Here is a 16909-nt window from a genome sequence, read left to right as displayed (position 1 = left end):
AAATCATCGAGTTTTCTCTTTTGGGAAAAAGACGACTTCTTGTTCTTGCAAGGACTGTCTTAAGTTCCTTTTATATCCGGTCCATCCCCAGGACGGGAATAATCCTGCATTTCTTCGAACTTGATGCCATCATTAAAGGACCGGCGTACATGGTGTGTGATCGGATCATAAGAGCTGGCAGGCACGAAATTAGTATATACCCGTATGATGTGTTCATCTGGCCTGAAATCTGACGGATGATCTACCGCTACCGACTTGATACCCGTATGGAAATAGCCGAAACCGTCTAGGACAACCCTATGGCCGTCAGCGAGTTGTTCCTTTATGATGTCCTTGAGTGCAGAGACCACTGCTAGGGTATCTGCCTCCGTCACCGTACACCGTTTAGAGATGATTTGGGTCAGGTCGGTAGTATGAAGGACATCCCTTGTATACGTTTTTGCGAACCATTTTCCGTTCCTGGACGGATGACGGTGATCAATAATCTGATAAAGTTTGTATTTTACGCTCATAGTAATGAAATTTGAATTAGTCCATTATTCAAGTTTAAGCCATAATAGTGTCTCCTACAGTACGTAGCACTCAACGCTATGGTACATCCGGATGTCCTCTATGGTACATCGGGGCAGGCCCAATGGTGCATTGAGGTGATCCGTATGGTACCTTTTGATGGCTAATCTGAGTGTAAAGTTAATCTAGTCCGTCCTGATTTGCAAACTTGCCGGTACTAGTATCGTTTTAATAGTGTTTATATTCTGGTTATAGCATGATGATAAGTTGATGGGCCACTTGCGACTGGCCTGCAGAGACGGTACGTGCGGGCGGCAGTGAGGGTGTGTCTACGAGAAGAGACAGGCAGTTATCAAATAGGTTTACATTTCTCTATCCAGTCTTCCCCTCCATAAGTATTTCCGGGTTTCGTGTACGATGATTCCATTGAGCATAAGCAGGGAAATAAGGTTGGGTATAGCCATGAGAGCATTCATGCAGTCGGCGATGTTCCATACGATATTGAGACTCGCAATACTCCCCGCGAAAGTTGCGAGAATGTAGAGGATACGGTACACCAGCATCCATTTCCTTCCCTTCAGATATTCCATGGCACGTTCCCCATAGTAACTCCATCCTAAGATCGTACTGAACGCAAAAGTGAGGAGGCCGAAGGTGAGAATAGGGGTCCCGACGTAAGGGATCTTGCTGAAAGCAACCTTGGTCAGGGTCGCGCCGTTGTTATAGTCAATATCCGGATAGGCAAGGATGCTGCTAACGATGACGATACCGGTGATGGCACAGATGACGACCGTATCCCAGAACGTGCCGCTGGAGGATACCAGAGCCTGGCGTACCGGGTTACGGGTCTGTGCTGCAGCAGCTACGATAGGCGCGCTGCCCAGTCCGGATTCATTGGAGAAGAGTCCTCTGGCTATTCCGAACCGGGCAGCCATCATCACTGTCGTACCCGCAAAGCCACCTCCTGCTGCCTTGGGATTAAAGGCTGATTGAAAGATCAGTTCGATGGCCGGCCATACAAAATGACTGTTGACGAAGAGAATATAAATACACCCGAGGATGTAGAGGATAGCCATGAAAGGCACGAGCATTTCACAGACTTTGGCGATGCTCTTCACACCGCCGAGCAGGACGATACCGGTAAGGATGCAAACGACAGTACCGGTGATATAGGGAGAGATACCATAAGTGTTCTGGGCCAGGGTGGCGATGGCGTTGGCCTGTACCGTGTTGCCGATGCCGAAGGCGGCACAGGCCGTGAAGATACTGAAGAGCACGGCGAGCCATTTCCATCCCAGTCCCTTTTCCAGCGCATACATCGGACCTCCGAGCATCTTTCCCTGTTTGGTCTTGACCCGATATTTGATAGCAAGGAGTCCTTCAGAATATTTGGTGGCAATGCCAAAAACTCCCGTGAGCCAGCACCAGAGCACCGCACCCGGTCCTCCGAGAGTAATGGCTGTGGCTACGCCGATGATGTTTCCGGTACCGATTGTCGCAGCAAGGGCCGTGGCAAGAGCACCGAATTGAGATACATCGCCGGTAGCAGATTTGTCTTTCTTCACTGAAAGTTTGATGGCTGTCCCTATCTTCCGCTGGGGGAAACGGAGTCGGATAGTGAGGAAGAGATGTGTTCCTAGAAGGAGGGTAATCATTGGCCATCCCCAGAGATATCCACTGAGTGTTGCGAAGAAATTGTTGAGTACATCCATATTGTGTGAATAAAAAATTACGAGTTCATCGGACACTTGCTAAAAGATAAATACGATCTTTTCATTAGTTTATAAACCATAGTTGTGATCAATCCTTTAACTTCTGGAAACAATCTTCCATCTATTAAAGTGAAAGCACCAATGCAATCTTTTCTCTTTTTCGTTGTACAAAGATACAAAAATAGAATTAAATACCATCATATCGTCTCCGTTTTATTTGAAAATGCATTTTTATGATGGCCAATATGGCAGTTTTCGTTCCGTTTTGATTTTATTTAAAACGAATGAGAAATGAAGAACAATCAATTATCTACACAGATACGTTTTTATCATGATTCGGGAAAGTCGTTCCTTGCTGATCTCTGTCAGTTCTTGCAGAAGACTATATTTTTGCTTACTTTTGTATGCAGAAACAACTCTTCCTATCTATCCACCCTTGCCACTTCTTCAGGGAGGGACATCGCCCTTGCCCTTGCTTAATAAATCTTCGGAGATCTAAAAGAAGAAGTTTTGTACCAGTTCGTCTCATACTTATATCTTGAAACGGCTATGGATGGACTGATGCCACGCTGTTCTGCTTCTCTGGCAATAGTTCTTATGATTTTATAAGGATCAAGGCTGTTACAACCGATCTTCAGGATACTCTTCCATGTCGCTACAGGGATCAGCATCTGTCGGGCAAAATCATTAAGGCATTTCTTGATGTTATCGGCAGAGGTCGTTCTTGCATTCATTAATTAATCCACAGATTCATCTCATAGTTATTATCATCTCTCCCTATTTCACTTTACATTAAAGAACTGTAGTTCTTTATCCAACAAAGAGAAGAAAGTCTCCATATTGTATTTATCCTGCAAATCACCATATAAGTTTACTGTAAAGGTCATCGTATTATTATAGCTTGTCAAGGCCAGTTGAAAATAGGGTCTATATTTCATTGATCCAAACATGACAGCATTTTTAATCGGAGTACCTTGGAAGCAAAGTTTTTTAGAATCGAGAATACCGATATTAGTCATTCCTATCATCGGATTATTAAAACCTTTCCCCAGTAATTTTTTAACATGTTTATAATTAAAACATTTAAACAGCAGAGAAACCTTAACTATGGAATTTAATCCAATAAGTTTCTTCTTTTTTAAATTCATTTCTTTGCTAACTTTTCTTACAGTATCATCAAAGGTATCGTCAGGCTCGTAATGTATTTTGCAAATAGCTGTACCTGTCAGATTAGTAAGTGCTTTGATATTCCTCTCTTTTAAATATTTACGCATATCTATCGCTATAGAAATACTAAGGTCCTGCTTGTTCAAAATCTGATAAAGTACCCTGTAAAAAGCGGCAAGAGTTATATCATTAATAGTAACATTGTGACTATGTGAGTATTTTTTAATAGCAAGAAATCTATCTTCCTTTACTTCATACGTCAGCACAAATGGTTTGATTTCTTTTCCTGAACTCATCGGAAAATTCAAATCAATAGAACCATTACTTTCCTTTCTTTGCAGTAGAAGTGTCTTTAGTTTATCTCTAAAACTGAATTGCTTATTTATCAGTTTTATGCTTCTATCCCCATTAAAAAGGCAGCCTGATTTATAATCAGGATTTACCAGGAGAGTCGAATAAAGGCTACATAGCAAATAAAGATAGGTTTTAAATCCAGCAGCATCACATACCATGTGATTCATCAGAACACACAGGGAATCATTGTTTGAATTAAGTAAACAGGCTTTTACCTGAGGCCCCATCAACACATCGATTTTTGAAGTGATAAATGCCTCAAATTCATTCTTGGAATTTGCAAAAGTCAGTATATCCTTAAAACTTGATGATTCTTCCTTTCGCCAATAAGGCTCATTGACATTTTCTACATATTGACTATCTAAGATAGGTACAACATCCAGCGTCATAACTAAGGCTTTCTCCAAGATGACTTTATTAACATTGCCATTGAAATAGATGATACAGTGAAGATTATGATCATTGAATTTGTAAGTTTCAAAAAGGAACTGGATCTTGTCGAAAATTTCTGATTTAAGTATCATATTCTAATTCCTAAAGTTGATAAATTTAATCTGTAAAGATAGAAAAATATCAGCTGATTATGAGACCTTTTCAAAAGGATCTGCAATAGTGTTTCTTAATAGATGTTAATCATAACCCGTTGGGGAAATTGATTTAGTGTGTATTTGATTCTACAGATAGGCTTACCATTAAGAATGATACATGAAATGTTTTGGCAAATATAATATAAAATTTTATTATTAAGACAATTTTGATGATTTATTTAGGGTCCGCTGGTGAAAATAAATCAGCGGACCCTAAATATGAAAAATAGCTAGCATCAAGATACAGAAAATTAATCATTTTAGATTATTGAAGCAAATCATATTTATTATGAGATACGTTTCTTAATTTCCATTTCGATTTTATTAATTTCTCCACTACCAGCGGTTGACAATCGAAGTAATGGTATGTCGTATTTGCTGAGTACAGAGTCCTTGATTTTATCCCGGTCCGACTGTTTTGTGCCAGAATGATGGTAGGCAAATCCGTCAACCTCAATTGCTAAGACGGGAATCTTACTGACTTCATTCTCAATAAGGAAATCAAGATGACTCCAGGAATTCCTTACGAATTGGGCTTCTTCTTCAGTCAAAAGAGAGGTATTCCGGATGAGAGAATTGAGATGATAGAAAGGCATCACTTTCAGGTTGCTCATGGCATTGTTTCTTTTTAAAATGGCAGAGATAACGTAATAGGCAATATTCTCGGAATCATATTCTGATATTTTTCTCTTCTTATTAAGGTAGGAAAGGCGTTGCTCCGAATAACAGGAATATAATAAGTCGAAAATAGAATGCAAGTCACTCTCAATGATTTCACCATGATTATAATTGATGTAATCGATGAGATCACGAATATTGCCCTTCTCAGGATTTTCATTGCTGTTTGTAATTAGAACGAATTTCTTCCTTGCTCGAGATACTGCAACATTGATGAGGTTCGCGTTATCAACGAATGGATTGTATTTGTCGGCAACAGTGCTCATAACAATAATATCCTTTTCCCTTCCCTGATATTTATGGATAGTGTCGACTTCAATATCTTTCATCGGGATTTCTTTTCTGAATAAGGCAACCTGGCCACGGTAAGGGGTAATGACTCCGATCTCATTCAAAGGTATATCAGAATGCCCGTTCATCAGATCTTTAAATTCGTCGATTTCACGCTGATTGAAGACTAATGTCTGATTACCCTGAAGAACGGATCTGGAATGATTGCCTTTAACCGTCTTGATGACTTCCATTGGTGTTGTAGAAGAATCATATTTGGTCATGATGAGCAGTTCATTGTTATAAAACTTCTGATTACAGTAGTTGATGATCATAGGGGCACATCTATAGTGTTCTCTCAATAATGTTCTAGGTGCATTTGGGAATACCTTTGCTATAGAAGACAGAAAATTGTTTCCCAGACAATCATACTTTTCACTAATCAGGTAGGTATCATTCAACTGAGTTATTTCTTTCCTAACTTCATCACTGATGATATTTGTTAATTGTTTTGTATCCCCGACTATCACTGCGTTCTTGGCACATTGCATCGCCAGTGCTGCTGATTCAATAGATACTTGTGAAGCTTCATCCATAACCAGATAGTCAAATGTGTAGTTTCTCAGGCTTGATATGGCAGAAAAGGTGGTGCTGAGTATGACTGGATATTCGTTAGTAACGGCGGTTCCATTTTGGGAAAGATCTTTATCTTCAAACCTTGTTCTATCTTTTTCCCCACCTTTATACTTAATGTCAAGGACCGCTTTTAGAGCCTTCATGGAGAGCTCGGATTGTTTTTGTAACAAATCACTGGCGTGTTTGCTTTTAAGGAAAGAAATAGCGTCATCTATCTCCTTATAGAGCTCCTGGCTTCTGACCGTATAAAATAGAGCTTTTATATCCATCAAATAGTTTTGCAGATTGCTACTATTGCAGGTGACTCCTAATATCCTTTTTGACATGAAGGAAAAGAGAAATAGTTGAACTTTCTTTTTCAGTCGTTTCCATAAGGAAGTTGGGTAAAGGTTGGACTCTTCCAGAAAGAGATCCAGTTTTATCCAAAATTGGATCAGCTTTTTGCTTGAAGGATGTTTATATTGTTCAAGGTGATTAGTATCATAATGATTCTCTTCGAAGAAATGTTTGCTTTCGATTTTCAAGGCTGCCAATTCCTGTCGGTTCTGCACAAGGTCATTCTGACGTTTGAAGAGTGTTTCCAGTTCTCTAGATACATTATTAATTTCTTCCGTTAATTCCTTGTTGTTATTTGTATGCCAGCCTGACATGTCTGGATATGCAGACTGTCCATTAGCAATGAAATCCTTCTTGTTATCCGATTTTCCGAGTTTAGCAACGGTAAAGCCAAGTCCTTCTTTTTCCAGTTTTTCCTGTATGTTTTCTACTGCCGAATTATTATTACTGACAATCAAGACACTTTCGTTTCGGGAGATGATATTAGCAATAATATTCAGAATGGTCTGAGTCTTACCTGTTCCAGGAGGCCCCTGAATGATGCTGATTTGAGATTTGAAGGCATTGTCAACAGCTTTCATCTGACTCAGATTGCTATAGAACGGATAGATCAAATCTGTGTATCCTGGATAGGTGTGCAACAGACTTGGATTCAGGTAGGTTCCCAAAGCAGAATCCTCATTAATGAACCTTACTTTTTCATATTTATCATGTAATGAAATGGGACCGGATTCAGTTTGGATCACTTGCTTGCCAGAGACATCTTTAAGATAGTTGAATATATTCATGGACTCCTTGTTAACAAGAACCGATTTTTTTATTTCAAGATAATTCTCATCATATTCTTTAATGCATTCTTCATTAAACTGAATACGATAGTAGCTGTGATCAAAAAACTGGTATTGCCAGATGTGCAGGGGATAAAACTTTTGTCCTGTCTTGTTGGAGATGCAGCAGTCTGATATAGGGATTTCCTTTGAAAGAGAGAGCTTTTTTATATCACGAAGAGAATAAGGGAAGGTTTTACCTGTATTGAACTGTACCCAGCACACCCCTTTGGGGTCTTGTTCGATAGATTTAATCTCAAAAGTCTTTGGCTTTCCTTTTAGAAGGATCATGTCTGGAGTTTGCATGACAACTTTAATAGGTTCTTGGTCAGATGTTCCAATCATAAGATCTTGCATGCAAATATACTGAAAATTTCTAAGACACAGAAGAGTCATGTCTTCCATGACGGTTTACCACTTTGTCCTTATTGGTAATTCTCAGACTTTCTGTAAGAGATGTTATGAAAAAGACTTGCCCACTGGTTAAATCTGGTTTCTGTAAGCTTTTAAGATCTCGTCCTCATCCTTCAGATAGAAGACCAGTTTCTGATTACCGTCATAGACAATATCCTCAAACGGATTGATCCTCCACTCCGTGAGGTCTTCTTTTATTTCCTCTATCAGAGCATCCCGGAAAACTTTCGACATTTCGGCAAGTTCGACCACGATAGCATTGTTACGGGCATCAGCTTCCATGCTGAGGATCCTTCCTGAATCTCCTTCTCCATCCACTAACCCGCGGATACCATGAGCGATCTGCTGGTAAATTGTCTCTAAATTTAAATCAGTCATTATTTTCCCTTTTGCCCAGCAAAGGTAATGATTTTCAGTTGAAAGATGAGCTATAAAGGTGATATTTTCCTGTTTGGATCTGTTGCCTACCTGATAATATTGCTATATCGGTACGATGTATGTTGAAGTGTCTCCATATATTGTACGTTCTTAAACTCGAAATTTCCAATAACCTTTCCTGTTCGATCCGACACGCTCTATAATTCCAAATTCCTTTAATGCCCGAAGGTCTTTCTTTATCATCCGTTCTGATAATTTGGCTTCTTTGGCCAATTGGTGAATTGTAGCCTCTGGAAAATCTTTAAGTATTGAGGCAAAGACATTGAGATAGTCGGGCAGTTTTACTTGTTTTTGGGGAACTTTGGGGTACTTTGGGGAACTTTGGGGTACTTTAGGGAACTTTGGGGAACTTTGGGGAACTGATTGTTCTCGTCTTTGGGTTCAATTTCTAAGCGGCTCCCGTAGTTGAGATTGTAAAGTGTTAAGACAAAATCCTTATCATCAGAGAAAAACTTCGGCTTGAGTTCTTCTTTAAAATTTGGTTGGCTGGAGTAGTCCAAGCATATTTTCTTGAAACCACTTCCGCGTCGCTCCATATAGTGCAGTCGACTGAATATATCTGCTAATATTGGATTTCTGCGCCTTGACTGGACATGCATGATATCGTATTCCTGAATAGGCTTGCTTTCGAACATGCCCCCAGGTGAGAAGATCTCGATTCTGTCATCGAAAATGTCAATATGTACCTCACTGCCTATCTCCAAGTAGGATCGATGGATAAGACCATTGACTAGTCCCTCAAGAATACATTCTTCAGGATAGTCTGGTAGTTCTACACGCCCGTCGGGGGTCTTGTACCACATTTTTTTTGCATTACGGCGACAGAAACTTAAGCCATCCTGTAATTGAGAGACTAAACCACCTGAAATCTCCATATCGTCAATCGCGTCCATCAATCCGTTCGCCTGATTGACACCGTTCCAACGGGTACAAAATACCCTAGAGCATCTAATAGGGTTCTCATCTGAAAGTAAGGCTTTGTTTATTATATAGAATAAGGTGAAACAACTAATTAACAAATCTCCGTTTTCGTCAGCCAGTTGTGATTAGCTGAAATTTCATTACCTTTGTAGAAGGTGAAACAACGTGCAAAGGTACAAACAATTTTCTAAACTAGTTGTGATTAGCTGAAATTTCATTACCTTTGTAGAAGGTGAAACAACTGCAACATAGAAACAAGTAATAATAACATTGTTGTGATTAGCTGAAATTTCATTACCTTTGTAGAAGGTGAAACAACAGTATATATATAATATATAGTGTAATATGGTTGTGATTAGCTGAAATTTCATTACCTTTGTAGAAGGTGAAACAACTTTCTGTTTACATAGTGTTTGTAAACCGGCGTTGTGATTAGCTGAAATTTCATTACCTTTGTAGAAGGTGAAACAACCTTTTTCATAATTTCCAAAATCTATTATATGTTGTGATTAGCTGAAATTTCATTACCTTTGTAGAAGGTGAAACAACTTGCAGACATTTTATGATTTATCCGTTCAAGTTGTGATTAGCTGAAATTTCATTACCTTTGTAGAAGGTGAAACAACTTGAAGTTGTACAGGAACATACCAGCAGCAGTTGTGATTAGCTGAAATTTCATTACCTTTGTAGAAGGTGAAACAACAACAGTACAAATCAATGCTCATTCTAATCAGTTGTGATTAGCTGAAATTTCATTACCTTTGTAGAAGGTGAAACAACTTTATAACTCTCCCGTCTTTCAGCGTAACGGTTGTGATTAGCTGAAATTTCATTACCTTTGTAGAAGGTGAAACAACTGTCGCCAGGATCATCCTTCCTTGATTTTGGTTGTGATTAGCTGAAATTTCATTACCTTTGTAGAAGGTGAAACAACGGTCTAGTTGAATTAACCATATCCAAACTAGTTGTGATTAGCTGAAATTTCATTACCTTTGTAGAAGGTGAAACAACAGACAGAAATTGATTTTGAGAAAGGAACAAGTTGTGATTAGCTGAAATTTCATTACCTTTGTAGAAGGTGAAACAACGCTATCTGTCTTATCTGACAGACCAGTACGGTTGTGATTAGCTGAAATTTCATTACCTTTGTAGAAGGTGAAACAACAATACATTTTCAAATACAATTTCTTCTTACGTTGTGATTAGCTGAAATTTCATTACCTTTGTAGAAGGTGAAACAACACGCCGTCGACCTTTATAACGCACGGACTCGTTGTGATTAGCTGAAATTTCATTACCTTTGTAGAAGGTGAAACAACCATTTATCAAATTGGAGCATATACTTTTGTGTTGTGATTAGCTGAAATTTCATTACCTTTGTAGAAGGTGAAACAACGGCATCATTTTATGGAACTATCGATTTAATGTTGTGATTAGCTGAAATTTCATTACCTTTGTAGAAGGTGAAACAACAGATGATCTGAAAGGGATGCAGGGTCTTTGGTTGTGATTAGCTGAAATTTCATTACCTTTGTAGAAGGTGAAACAACTCCATTCTGATATATAGATTTACAGATTATGTTGTGATTAGCTGAAATTTCATTACCTTTGTAGAAGGTGAAACAACCTTAGCAGCTTCCTGATGTTCATCAACACCGTTGTGATTAGCTGAAATTTCATTACCTTTGTAGAAGGTGAAACAACATATTTTGCCATCGAAAACATTGCAGGCGTGTTGTGATTAGCTGAAATTTCATTACCTTTGTAGAAGGTGAAACAACAAAGATACGGTAAGATATATTCTCGATACTGTTGTGATTAGCTGAAATTTCATTACCTTTGTAGAAGGTGAAACAACATAATTTAGATATTGATATTAATAGGATTAGTTGTGATTAGCTGAAATTTCATTACCTTTGTAGAAGGTGAAACAACAGCGCTTGTGAATCTTGTAAAAGATTTATTGTTGTGATTAGCTGAAATTTCATTACCTTTGTAGAAGGTGAAACAACTCGATGTTTGTAACTTGCTGTATTTCATTTTGTTACAACTGAAATTAGAATTAAAAAATGAGTTGATGAGAAAGAAGAATTTCCTATAGTAAGGGGAAATCCTTCTTTCTGTTTTAGAATAGTTCGAGCTGTTGATAGGGCGCATTCGGCTTTTTTTCTTTCTTACAAATAAAAATTTGGATGTCAGCAAATTGTTTATCAGTAATACAAAGGATGCCAATATTACCATATTCGGGGAGTAATGATTTAACCCTTTTTACATGGACTTGAGCATTTTCCATACTTGCACAATGACGTACATAAATGGAGAATTGAAACATAGTAAAACCATCTCCCATAATTTCCTTACGGAATTTGGCAGCAGCTTTTCGCTCCTTAATTGTATCTGTTGGCAAGTCATAGAAAACCAGCACCCACATGACTCTATATTTATTAAGTCGACTAATCAAGGGAAAGTAGGGTAAGATATTTTTCTTATTTCACCTGTAAAGCATTTGGCTAGACTTGCTGTAGTCTGTCCAACGGCAATCATGAGAGGACTTTTTTTATTACCTATTTTTACGTCTACTATAGGGATATTCAGCAAATCGCGTTTTAGATTGGTATTCAACTTGTCTGGAATTTCTTGCTTGGACATAATATCAATGACGGCCTTGTCTACAAAGGGTCTGTAAGGTTCCATGATATCGTCTGCAAGGCAAAAGGCATTGTACTTATTATGATGGTGAATCCCCATAACTGGCAACAAACCACTGATGACTAGTGACCTTGCAACAGTCGCACGAAGAATGGCATAGCCATAATTCAATAAATTATTTGGAGGGTCGCCCTCTTGACCCCTAATAAAATCAGGCTTCCCTTTAAATATATTTTTCCAATAGTATACAGCTGCACGAGCCTCATAATTATCACTGTCTCCACTTTTTACATCTCTTGCCCATGCATACATACAGGCTACTGATTTGGGAGATTGAGTAGAAAGAAGGTAGGCTTGGTTTTCGATCTTAGCCTTCACGGTCTGTTGCCAAAGTTGCTTGAGTAGTGAAGTTGACGCATTGAGTTGGTTTCTGAATCGTTCGTTTTGAGTCGTATTACCTTGGAGTGGCAATAATAGTCCAGTAGGCATACGCTTTTCATTGCAAGTAACTAAAGCTGCAGAATTGTCCAGCAGGGAAGATATTGCATTAAGGGTGATTGTAATTTCTTTATTATCCAATACAACCACTCCGATATCTTCAATAGGTGTGGTTCGGACGGCTTGTTCTTTGAGTATATTTGGCAAATCTTTTTGCTTTTCTATTTCTGGAAGTTTAATAACCAATTGGTGGTTACGTAGTGCAAGATAGGCTGGATTACCAAAATATAATGTCTTCTTAATCATAGCATCGTGATTTAAAGAATGTCCCCTAATCTGTTGACATTGATTTTAATACAAGATCGTTTTATCATTACTCCATTGATAGATTTTTCCATCTTATTTAATGGACTGAATTCTTTTTTATCTTCAATTGTAGTTGCAACATTACAGGGGATAAAAAAACTTTGTTTTCCAGAGGAAGATACCATTTTGTAAATACGATCTTTACACAAATGGTTTTTGTCAACGTGTTCTCCTTCTTCAGGTAAGTAAACAAGGTCATTGGGCGATAATGTAAATAACAATTTTGATCCGTCTTCTTTTCGTTGAGGTGCTATGTCTTCAAGATTCTTTAAGTGTTCTACTGCTATATTGAAAGGAATACTATCATAGGTTCGATTGCCTTCTTCATCTTCATAAATGGCAAAGAAAAGATTTGTGCCTTTGTCAGCTTCCACATATTTCTTGTCTTTTGAACCCCGAATTCCAATATTGAATTTATTTCCTAGAGCTTCGTATTTTCTTACTTTCAATATGGGTTTATGGGCTTTCCCTTGATTTAGTTCCTTAAGGTGAAGGTTCATATCCTGTAAACCTTCGGGAGAAAAGGCTTTCTCTGGATGTTCTTTGCCGTTTGCATCATTGTATTTCTTTAAATGACTAGAGAGAATATTACGCACTCCACTGTCAGTAATGGAATTAATCGCTTTTTGGTCAAAGCTGGCATCAATATTTATACGAGTTGCTGCCCATTTGGCTTCTTGGGGAAGAGTGTATATCTCAAGTTTTGAAAAATCATAATCCTCTATGATATATTTCCTATCCTTGAAATATTTGAGTATAGTTTTTTCATCATAATGACTATATGACTTGATGACATCCTGGATGATATGACGCTTTTTCTTGTCGCAAATTTGATGGATATTCTTAAGTGCGATTGCAAATTTTACGGTTTTTCTTTCTGGTAGTCTCACTGCGCCCGAAACGGTTGCTTTGTGTAAGGACTTACGAATAGACCAACTGTCTCCTTTGACTTGTTTGGAACATACCTTTTGCCCATTGATATAATGCCAATAGTAATTGCTCATTCGATTAATGACTCTTAAGTTTTGTTTAAAGCTGACAATAATAGAGTTGAGTTCTTTGTGAACGTCTTGGGTAAAAGTAGGCCATGGCTTGTTGAACTGCCATATATAGTTGCCTTTGTCGTCAGTTGATTTCTTCGTACAGAGCAAATGCTTCAGATCATTTCTTTGGTCTTTCTGCTTGGATACTGCCATGGAATTGTTTAAGTAATTGATATGATTCCTCGTCGTACAGGCAATAATAATAGCATCCATGGCATGATGTCTATGGTCAATACGTTTCTTGCTGAATCCCATAGAAATAGAAGGCGGAATATTGATTTGGAAATAGCGTTTCCCATTCTTACATATCCATTCTCCGTAATTGTGGGTACCTGTAATTTGATTCATGCGTTCAAATCTTGGAGTAATGATTTGATTCCAGACATCTTTGATGCCCCATTCCTTTTTTAGACGATCTGTGATACTGCCATTAGTTGCAATAATGTTCTTTGATATGGCTTCTTCATCATTGTTTTGTTCACGTACGAGATGTGAAAAAATTTCCAAAGCTTTTCTTGCCATATAACGGCTATCATTCAATTGGCGGTTTATAAAAGCATCCGGGATATCTTCCATGAGAAGTTTTTTCATCTTTCCATGATTACGAGAATAATGTTGCTTTACGAATTTTTCATATTGTATTTTATCTAAAATCTTGAAGTCTTTTCCTTGTGATCCTGGAATGATACTGCCACCTTGTTTGGTAATAAATTCATAGCCTAGCATGCGCCCTTTAGCTTTATTGACTTCGCTTTCACAGATTACCTTATTGCTGAGCGAATCATCAAAATAGCGGGATTGTGGGATAATGTGTTCTATTTCGTAAGCTGGGGTAAATAACTTAGATAAAGGAATAGTTTGTCCTGTATATGGTGAACAATATTTTTGTTCTAACCACAGGCGATATTTCATGGTTTCTGCTTGGGAGATTGGTTTTGTTGGACTACCTAGATGATCAACAATATCCAGAATATCTTCAGGAACATTCTGGTCACTATTCAATGCGTTATCTTCGTATATTTTAAGTAGTTCCTGTTGTCCAGGGGAGTTGGGACGAACGGATTCAATGTTGTATTTGGGGTCAGCGAATTCCTGTAGGAGATATCGGATACGCAGATTAACACGCTGGTTCTGCAAATTCCGTTTCATATCCTTTATTCGTTTTTCTTTTGGTTGTTTTAGGTCCCTTCCCATTTCAATATGAACTTCGTCGATTGTACCGTATGTCGTCCAAATATCCTTGGTTACCTTGAGGGCTTCTCTAAGGACAGTTTCTACAATTGAATTACGGAGCGAATTAGGTTTAAAGTCTTTATGTAGGTAACTATCGATGTCTTCTGGCTTTTCCCATATTTTAGTGTCATTACTTTCGGAATGTCGGTCATAGACAATATAACAGGCTAACCATAGAGGAAGAAACTGAAAATCATTGATATTTTGTAACCTGATGGATTTCTCCCTTGTCCGGTTAGAAATATTTTTATCGACCAGACCGTTTATAATATTTGAAATACGTTCTTTCGTTTGTTTGTCAATGTCATTTGAACTCCAGTATTTTCCTGTTCTCATTAATTGGATGAGCTTCTTCGTTGCTTTCTCAGAATAGGCTCCATATTCAGCTGGATAAGGTTCTGTATCAATCAGAGCGTTTGTAAAAGAATCTGAATCAATTCTGTTACGTTCAGCAAAATGGTGGAGAGCTTTATCAAGGTCAATACGGTCTTCAACAGAATAGAGAATATGCCATAACTGCATTTCTTGTCCTGTATTCAATGTTGGTGTTCCTTTGACCTCTTTGAGTGCTTTTTGAATTCCGAAATGTGTCGGATTGCAGGGATACTTTTTTTCTTCAACATAATTCCAACGATAATTGGAGTCTAAGTTAAAGATTGGCGAATGGAGTAATTCTTCCTGGTTAATATCTTTTCGTTCTTTCAACCAGTCATAGAGTTTGCAGATATCATCAGGCGATTTCAGAAATTCACTTGTAACGTCAACATCTGTTTGGAGCCTCCCATCAATTTCTTTTTCTCTGGCATAGATCTTAAGATTCTGAACAAATTGCCACAGACGAAATTCTTGATAAATAGGATTAGATTTAGAAATACATTTGATATGTTGAATCTTTCTTTCTTTAGTTTGAGGGTCTTTGAAAGAATAATATTCAAATGGACAATTACCGATTTCACTTTTCTTGCTTTTAAGAGGACGTTGATAGAAGATAATATCGTTAACGAATAAATTTGTAAATCCCTTGTTTTTTAATGATTCCCTGTGGTTCTCGTTATGGTGGTATAATTCATCTATACATTTCTCTAATAGTTCTTTGTCTTTAAGCTCTGGTAGGAATTCTGTTTGCTTGTTTAGGATTTCAATTAGTTCATCCTTATAAAATTTTCGTTCTATAGTATGAACGAATTTTCCTCGTATTTTCACAAAAGGATTCGCTAATAAGTAATCATAAATATAAGTTCCGACAGTGCCTCCACTATTTTCAATATGAGATTCTGTACGTTTCTTCATCAAAGTCCAATCGTCTTCCTTTGGATCTCGTACCTTGATGAGTGGATTTCCTTCCTTATCAGTTTTTGTGCTGCCATCTTTGTTATATGTAGTGGTAATAATTAAATCAACCTGTTCTCCAATATGTCGTGGAGGGATGGGACTTGATTTTCTTTGGCAAGCACCATTTTCATAAGTGATTTGATACCAGTTAAATCCTTTTTTCTTTGTGTCTGATCCCAAATCTTCTACCAGTTTTACTTTAAGACTCTTATACTCTTCATTTTTATCGCTCTTCAATTCCTCATCTTTTCCTCTTAATTGATAATAACCTCTTTTGGTGTTGAAGTTAAGGATTATCCATGCTAGTTCGTTTTTGGTAACAGGTCTTGATAAAGCTTTTTTACGAAGATAATAAATGGTCCAGTCATAGGGTACCTTTTTCCCTTCAGACACCATTTCTGGTTGATTTTTTGAGAAGTCATCCAACATCTCAGAGAAAGAACCTTGGAAAATAAATTCATTTTTCCCATTTTTGTCTTTTTTGTATGGAAGCAAGGGTTCTCCATGATTTTTAAATTGACCTGGATGTTCTGCAAAATCAATTTGTTCTTCGAAATGTGGTGGGAGAAAATTGAGAATATGCAATATTCTAAGCAGCCTTTCCCTTCTGAGTTCTGCACGTTGATAAAGTCTGCGTGTTCCTCGGAACGTGGTTCTCTGAGAAGCAGGAGATTGGAGATTTCCGCTTTCGTAATTTCCCATTGTAGCTGCATCCATTGGAATAATACGACTTCCTGCTTTGATTATTTGTTTTTGCTCATCATTGATGAGTGCCCAACCTACACTGTTTGTTCCTAAATCTAAACCTAAGATATGTTTCATAATATAGAGAAATAGTTTATTTGTTACAAATATATAAAATTATAAAGAAAAATTTGCAAGATTCAAATATTTTTTATTCCTTTGCACTGAAATTTTAGCTAATCACAATAAGGATTATTCCGTTGTGAAAACATCTAGGGTGGCGTAAGTCACCCTTTTTTTATGGTTCTTAATTT

Annotated in this window: 11 protein-coding genes and 1 CRISPR repeat array; of the genes, 1 reads left to right on the top strand and 10 read right to left on the bottom strand. The window is 37.7% G+C overall.

Going from position 1 to position 16909, the window contains the following annotated elements; genetic code table 11:
- Positions 1-59: 59 nt before the first annotated feature.
- The gene (locus ACYRYG_RS06745) at positions 60-512 is read right to left on the bottom strand and encodes an HU family DNA-binding protein (RefSeq protein ID WP_293423547.1); all 453 of its coding nucleotides are present in this window, start codon (positions 510-512) and stop codon (positions 60-62) included.
- Between the two features lie 360 nt (positions 513-872).
- Positions 873-2222 carry an alanine/glycine:cation symporter family protein gene (locus ACYRYG_RS06740; protein ID WP_293423545.1) on the bottom strand — a complete coding sequence of 450 codons (1350 nt, stop codon included), beginning with the start codon at positions 2220-2222 and terminating at the stop codon, positions 873-875.
- Between the two features lie 291 nt (positions 2223-2513).
- Between ACYRYG_RS06740 and ACYRYG_RS06735 the strand changes: the two genes are divergently transcribed.
- A complete protein-coding gene (locus tag ACYRYG_RS06735) occupies positions 2514-2702 on the top strand; it encodes a hypothetical protein (RefSeq protein ID WP_293423543.1) in 189 nt (62 codons plus the stop codon).
- Here ACYRYG_RS06735 and ACYRYG_RS06730 read toward each other — a convergent pair.
- From ACYRYG_RS06730 to cas9, 8 genes are all read right to left on the bottom strand, one after another.
- Positions 2699-2956, bottom strand: a complete 258-nt coding sequence (locus ACYRYG_RS06730) for a hypothetical protein (protein ID WP_460197863.1) — start codon at positions 2954-2956, stop codon at positions 2699-2701. The two genes, ACYRYG_RS06735 and ACYRYG_RS06730, sit on opposite strands and share 4 nt — an antisense overlap.
- A gap of 48 nt (positions 2957-3004) precedes the next feature.
- Entirely contained in the window at positions 3005-4267 is a 1263-nt protein-coding gene (locus ACYRYG_RS06725) for a WS/DGAT domain-containing protein (protein WP_460197862.1), read from the bottom strand.
- Positions 4268-4617: 350 nt separating this feature from the next.
- Positions 4618-7422, bottom strand: a complete 2805-nt coding sequence (locus tag ACYRYG_RS06720; RefSeq protein ID WP_460197861.1) for an AAA domain-containing protein — start codon at positions 7420-7422, stop codon at positions 4618-4620.
- Positions 7423-7560: 138 nt separating this feature from the next.
- Positions 7561-7869, bottom strand: coding sequence for a hypothetical protein (locus ACYRYG_RS06715; RefSeq protein WP_460197860.1), 309 nt, complete (start codon positions 7867-7869; stop codon positions 7561-7563).
- A gap of 341 nt (positions 7870-8210) precedes the next feature.
- A complete protein-coding gene (locus tag ACYRYG_RS06710; protein ID WP_460197859.1) occupies positions 8211-8732 on the bottom strand; it encodes an ATP-binding protein in 522 nt (173 codons plus the stop codon).
- 236 nt (positions 8733-8968) lie between these two features.
- Positions 8969-10862: a CRISPR direct-repeat array (repeat unit 47 nt; unit sequence GTTGTGATTAGCTGAAATTTCATTACCTTTGTAGAAGGTGAAACAAC).
- Between the two features lie 113 nt (positions 10863-10975).
- The gene (gene cas2, locus ACYRYG_RS06705; RefSeq protein ID WP_293424820.1) at positions 10976-11308 is read right to left on the bottom strand and encodes a CRISPR-associated endonuclease Cas2; all 333 of its coding nucleotides are present in this window, start codon (positions 11306-11308) and stop codon (positions 10976-10978) included.
- On the bottom strand, positions 11308-12243 hold the full coding sequence (gene cas1 / locus ACYRYG_RS06700; RefSeq protein ID WP_293423529.1) for a type II CRISPR-associated endonuclease Cas1: 936 nt from the start codon (positions 12241-12243) through the stop codon (positions 11308-11310). The genes cas2 and cas1 overlap by 1 nt, the downstream gene beginning before the upstream one ends.
- Positions 12244-12254: 11 nt before the next feature.
- Entirely contained in the window at positions 12255-16733 is a 4479-nt protein-coding gene (gene cas9 / locus ACYRYG_RS06695; protein WP_460197858.1) for a type II CRISPR RNA-guided endonuclease Cas9, read from the bottom strand.
- Between the last annotated feature and the right edge of the window lie 176 nt (positions 16734-16909).

This window comes from Segatella asaccharophila (assembly GCF_054687055.1).
The sequence above is the reverse complement of the archived record's forward strand: the minus strand, read 5'-3'. Positions and strand labels throughout refer to the sequence as shown.

Bases quoted from the DNA above. Each gene is read 5' to 3' on its own strand.
- ACYRYG_RS06745 (WP_293423547.1), bottom strand. From the start codon at position 512: ATGAGCGTAAAATACAAACTTTATCAGATTATTGATCACCGTCATCCG.
- ACYRYG_RS06740 (WP_293423545.1), bottom strand. From the start codon at position 2,222: ATGGATGTACTCAACAATTTCTTCGCAACACTCAGTGGATATCTCTGG.
- ACYRYG_RS06735 (WP_293423543.1), top strand. From the start codon at position 2,514: ATGAAGAACAATCAATTATCTACACAGATACGTTTTTATCATGATTCG.
- ACYRYG_RS06730 (WP_460197863.1), bottom strand. From the start codon at position 2,956: ATGAATGCAAGAACGACCTCTGCCGATAACATCAAGAAATGCCTTAAT.
- ACYRYG_RS06725 (WP_460197862.1), bottom strand. From the start codon at position 4,267: ATGATACTTAAATCAGAAATTTTCGACAAGATCCAGTTCCTTTTTGAA.
- ACYRYG_RS06720 (WP_460197861.1), bottom strand. From the start codon at position 7,422: ATGATTGGAACATCTGACCAAGAACCTATTAAAGTTGTCATGCAAACT.
- ACYRYG_RS06715 (WP_460197860.1), bottom strand. From the start codon at position 7,869: ATGACTGATTTAAATTTAGAGACAATTTACCAGCAGATCGCTCATGGT.
- ACYRYG_RS06710 (WP_460197859.1), bottom strand. From the start codon at position 8,732: ATGTGGTACAAGACCCCCGACGGGCGTGTAGAACTACCAGACTATCCT.
- cas1 (WP_293423529.1), bottom strand. From the start codon at position 12,243: ATGATTAAGAAGACATTATATTTTGGTAATCCAGCCTATCTTGCACTA.
- cas9 (WP_460197858.1), bottom strand. From the start codon at position 16,733: ATGAAACATATCTTAGGTTTAGATTTAGGAACAAACAGTGTAGGTTGG.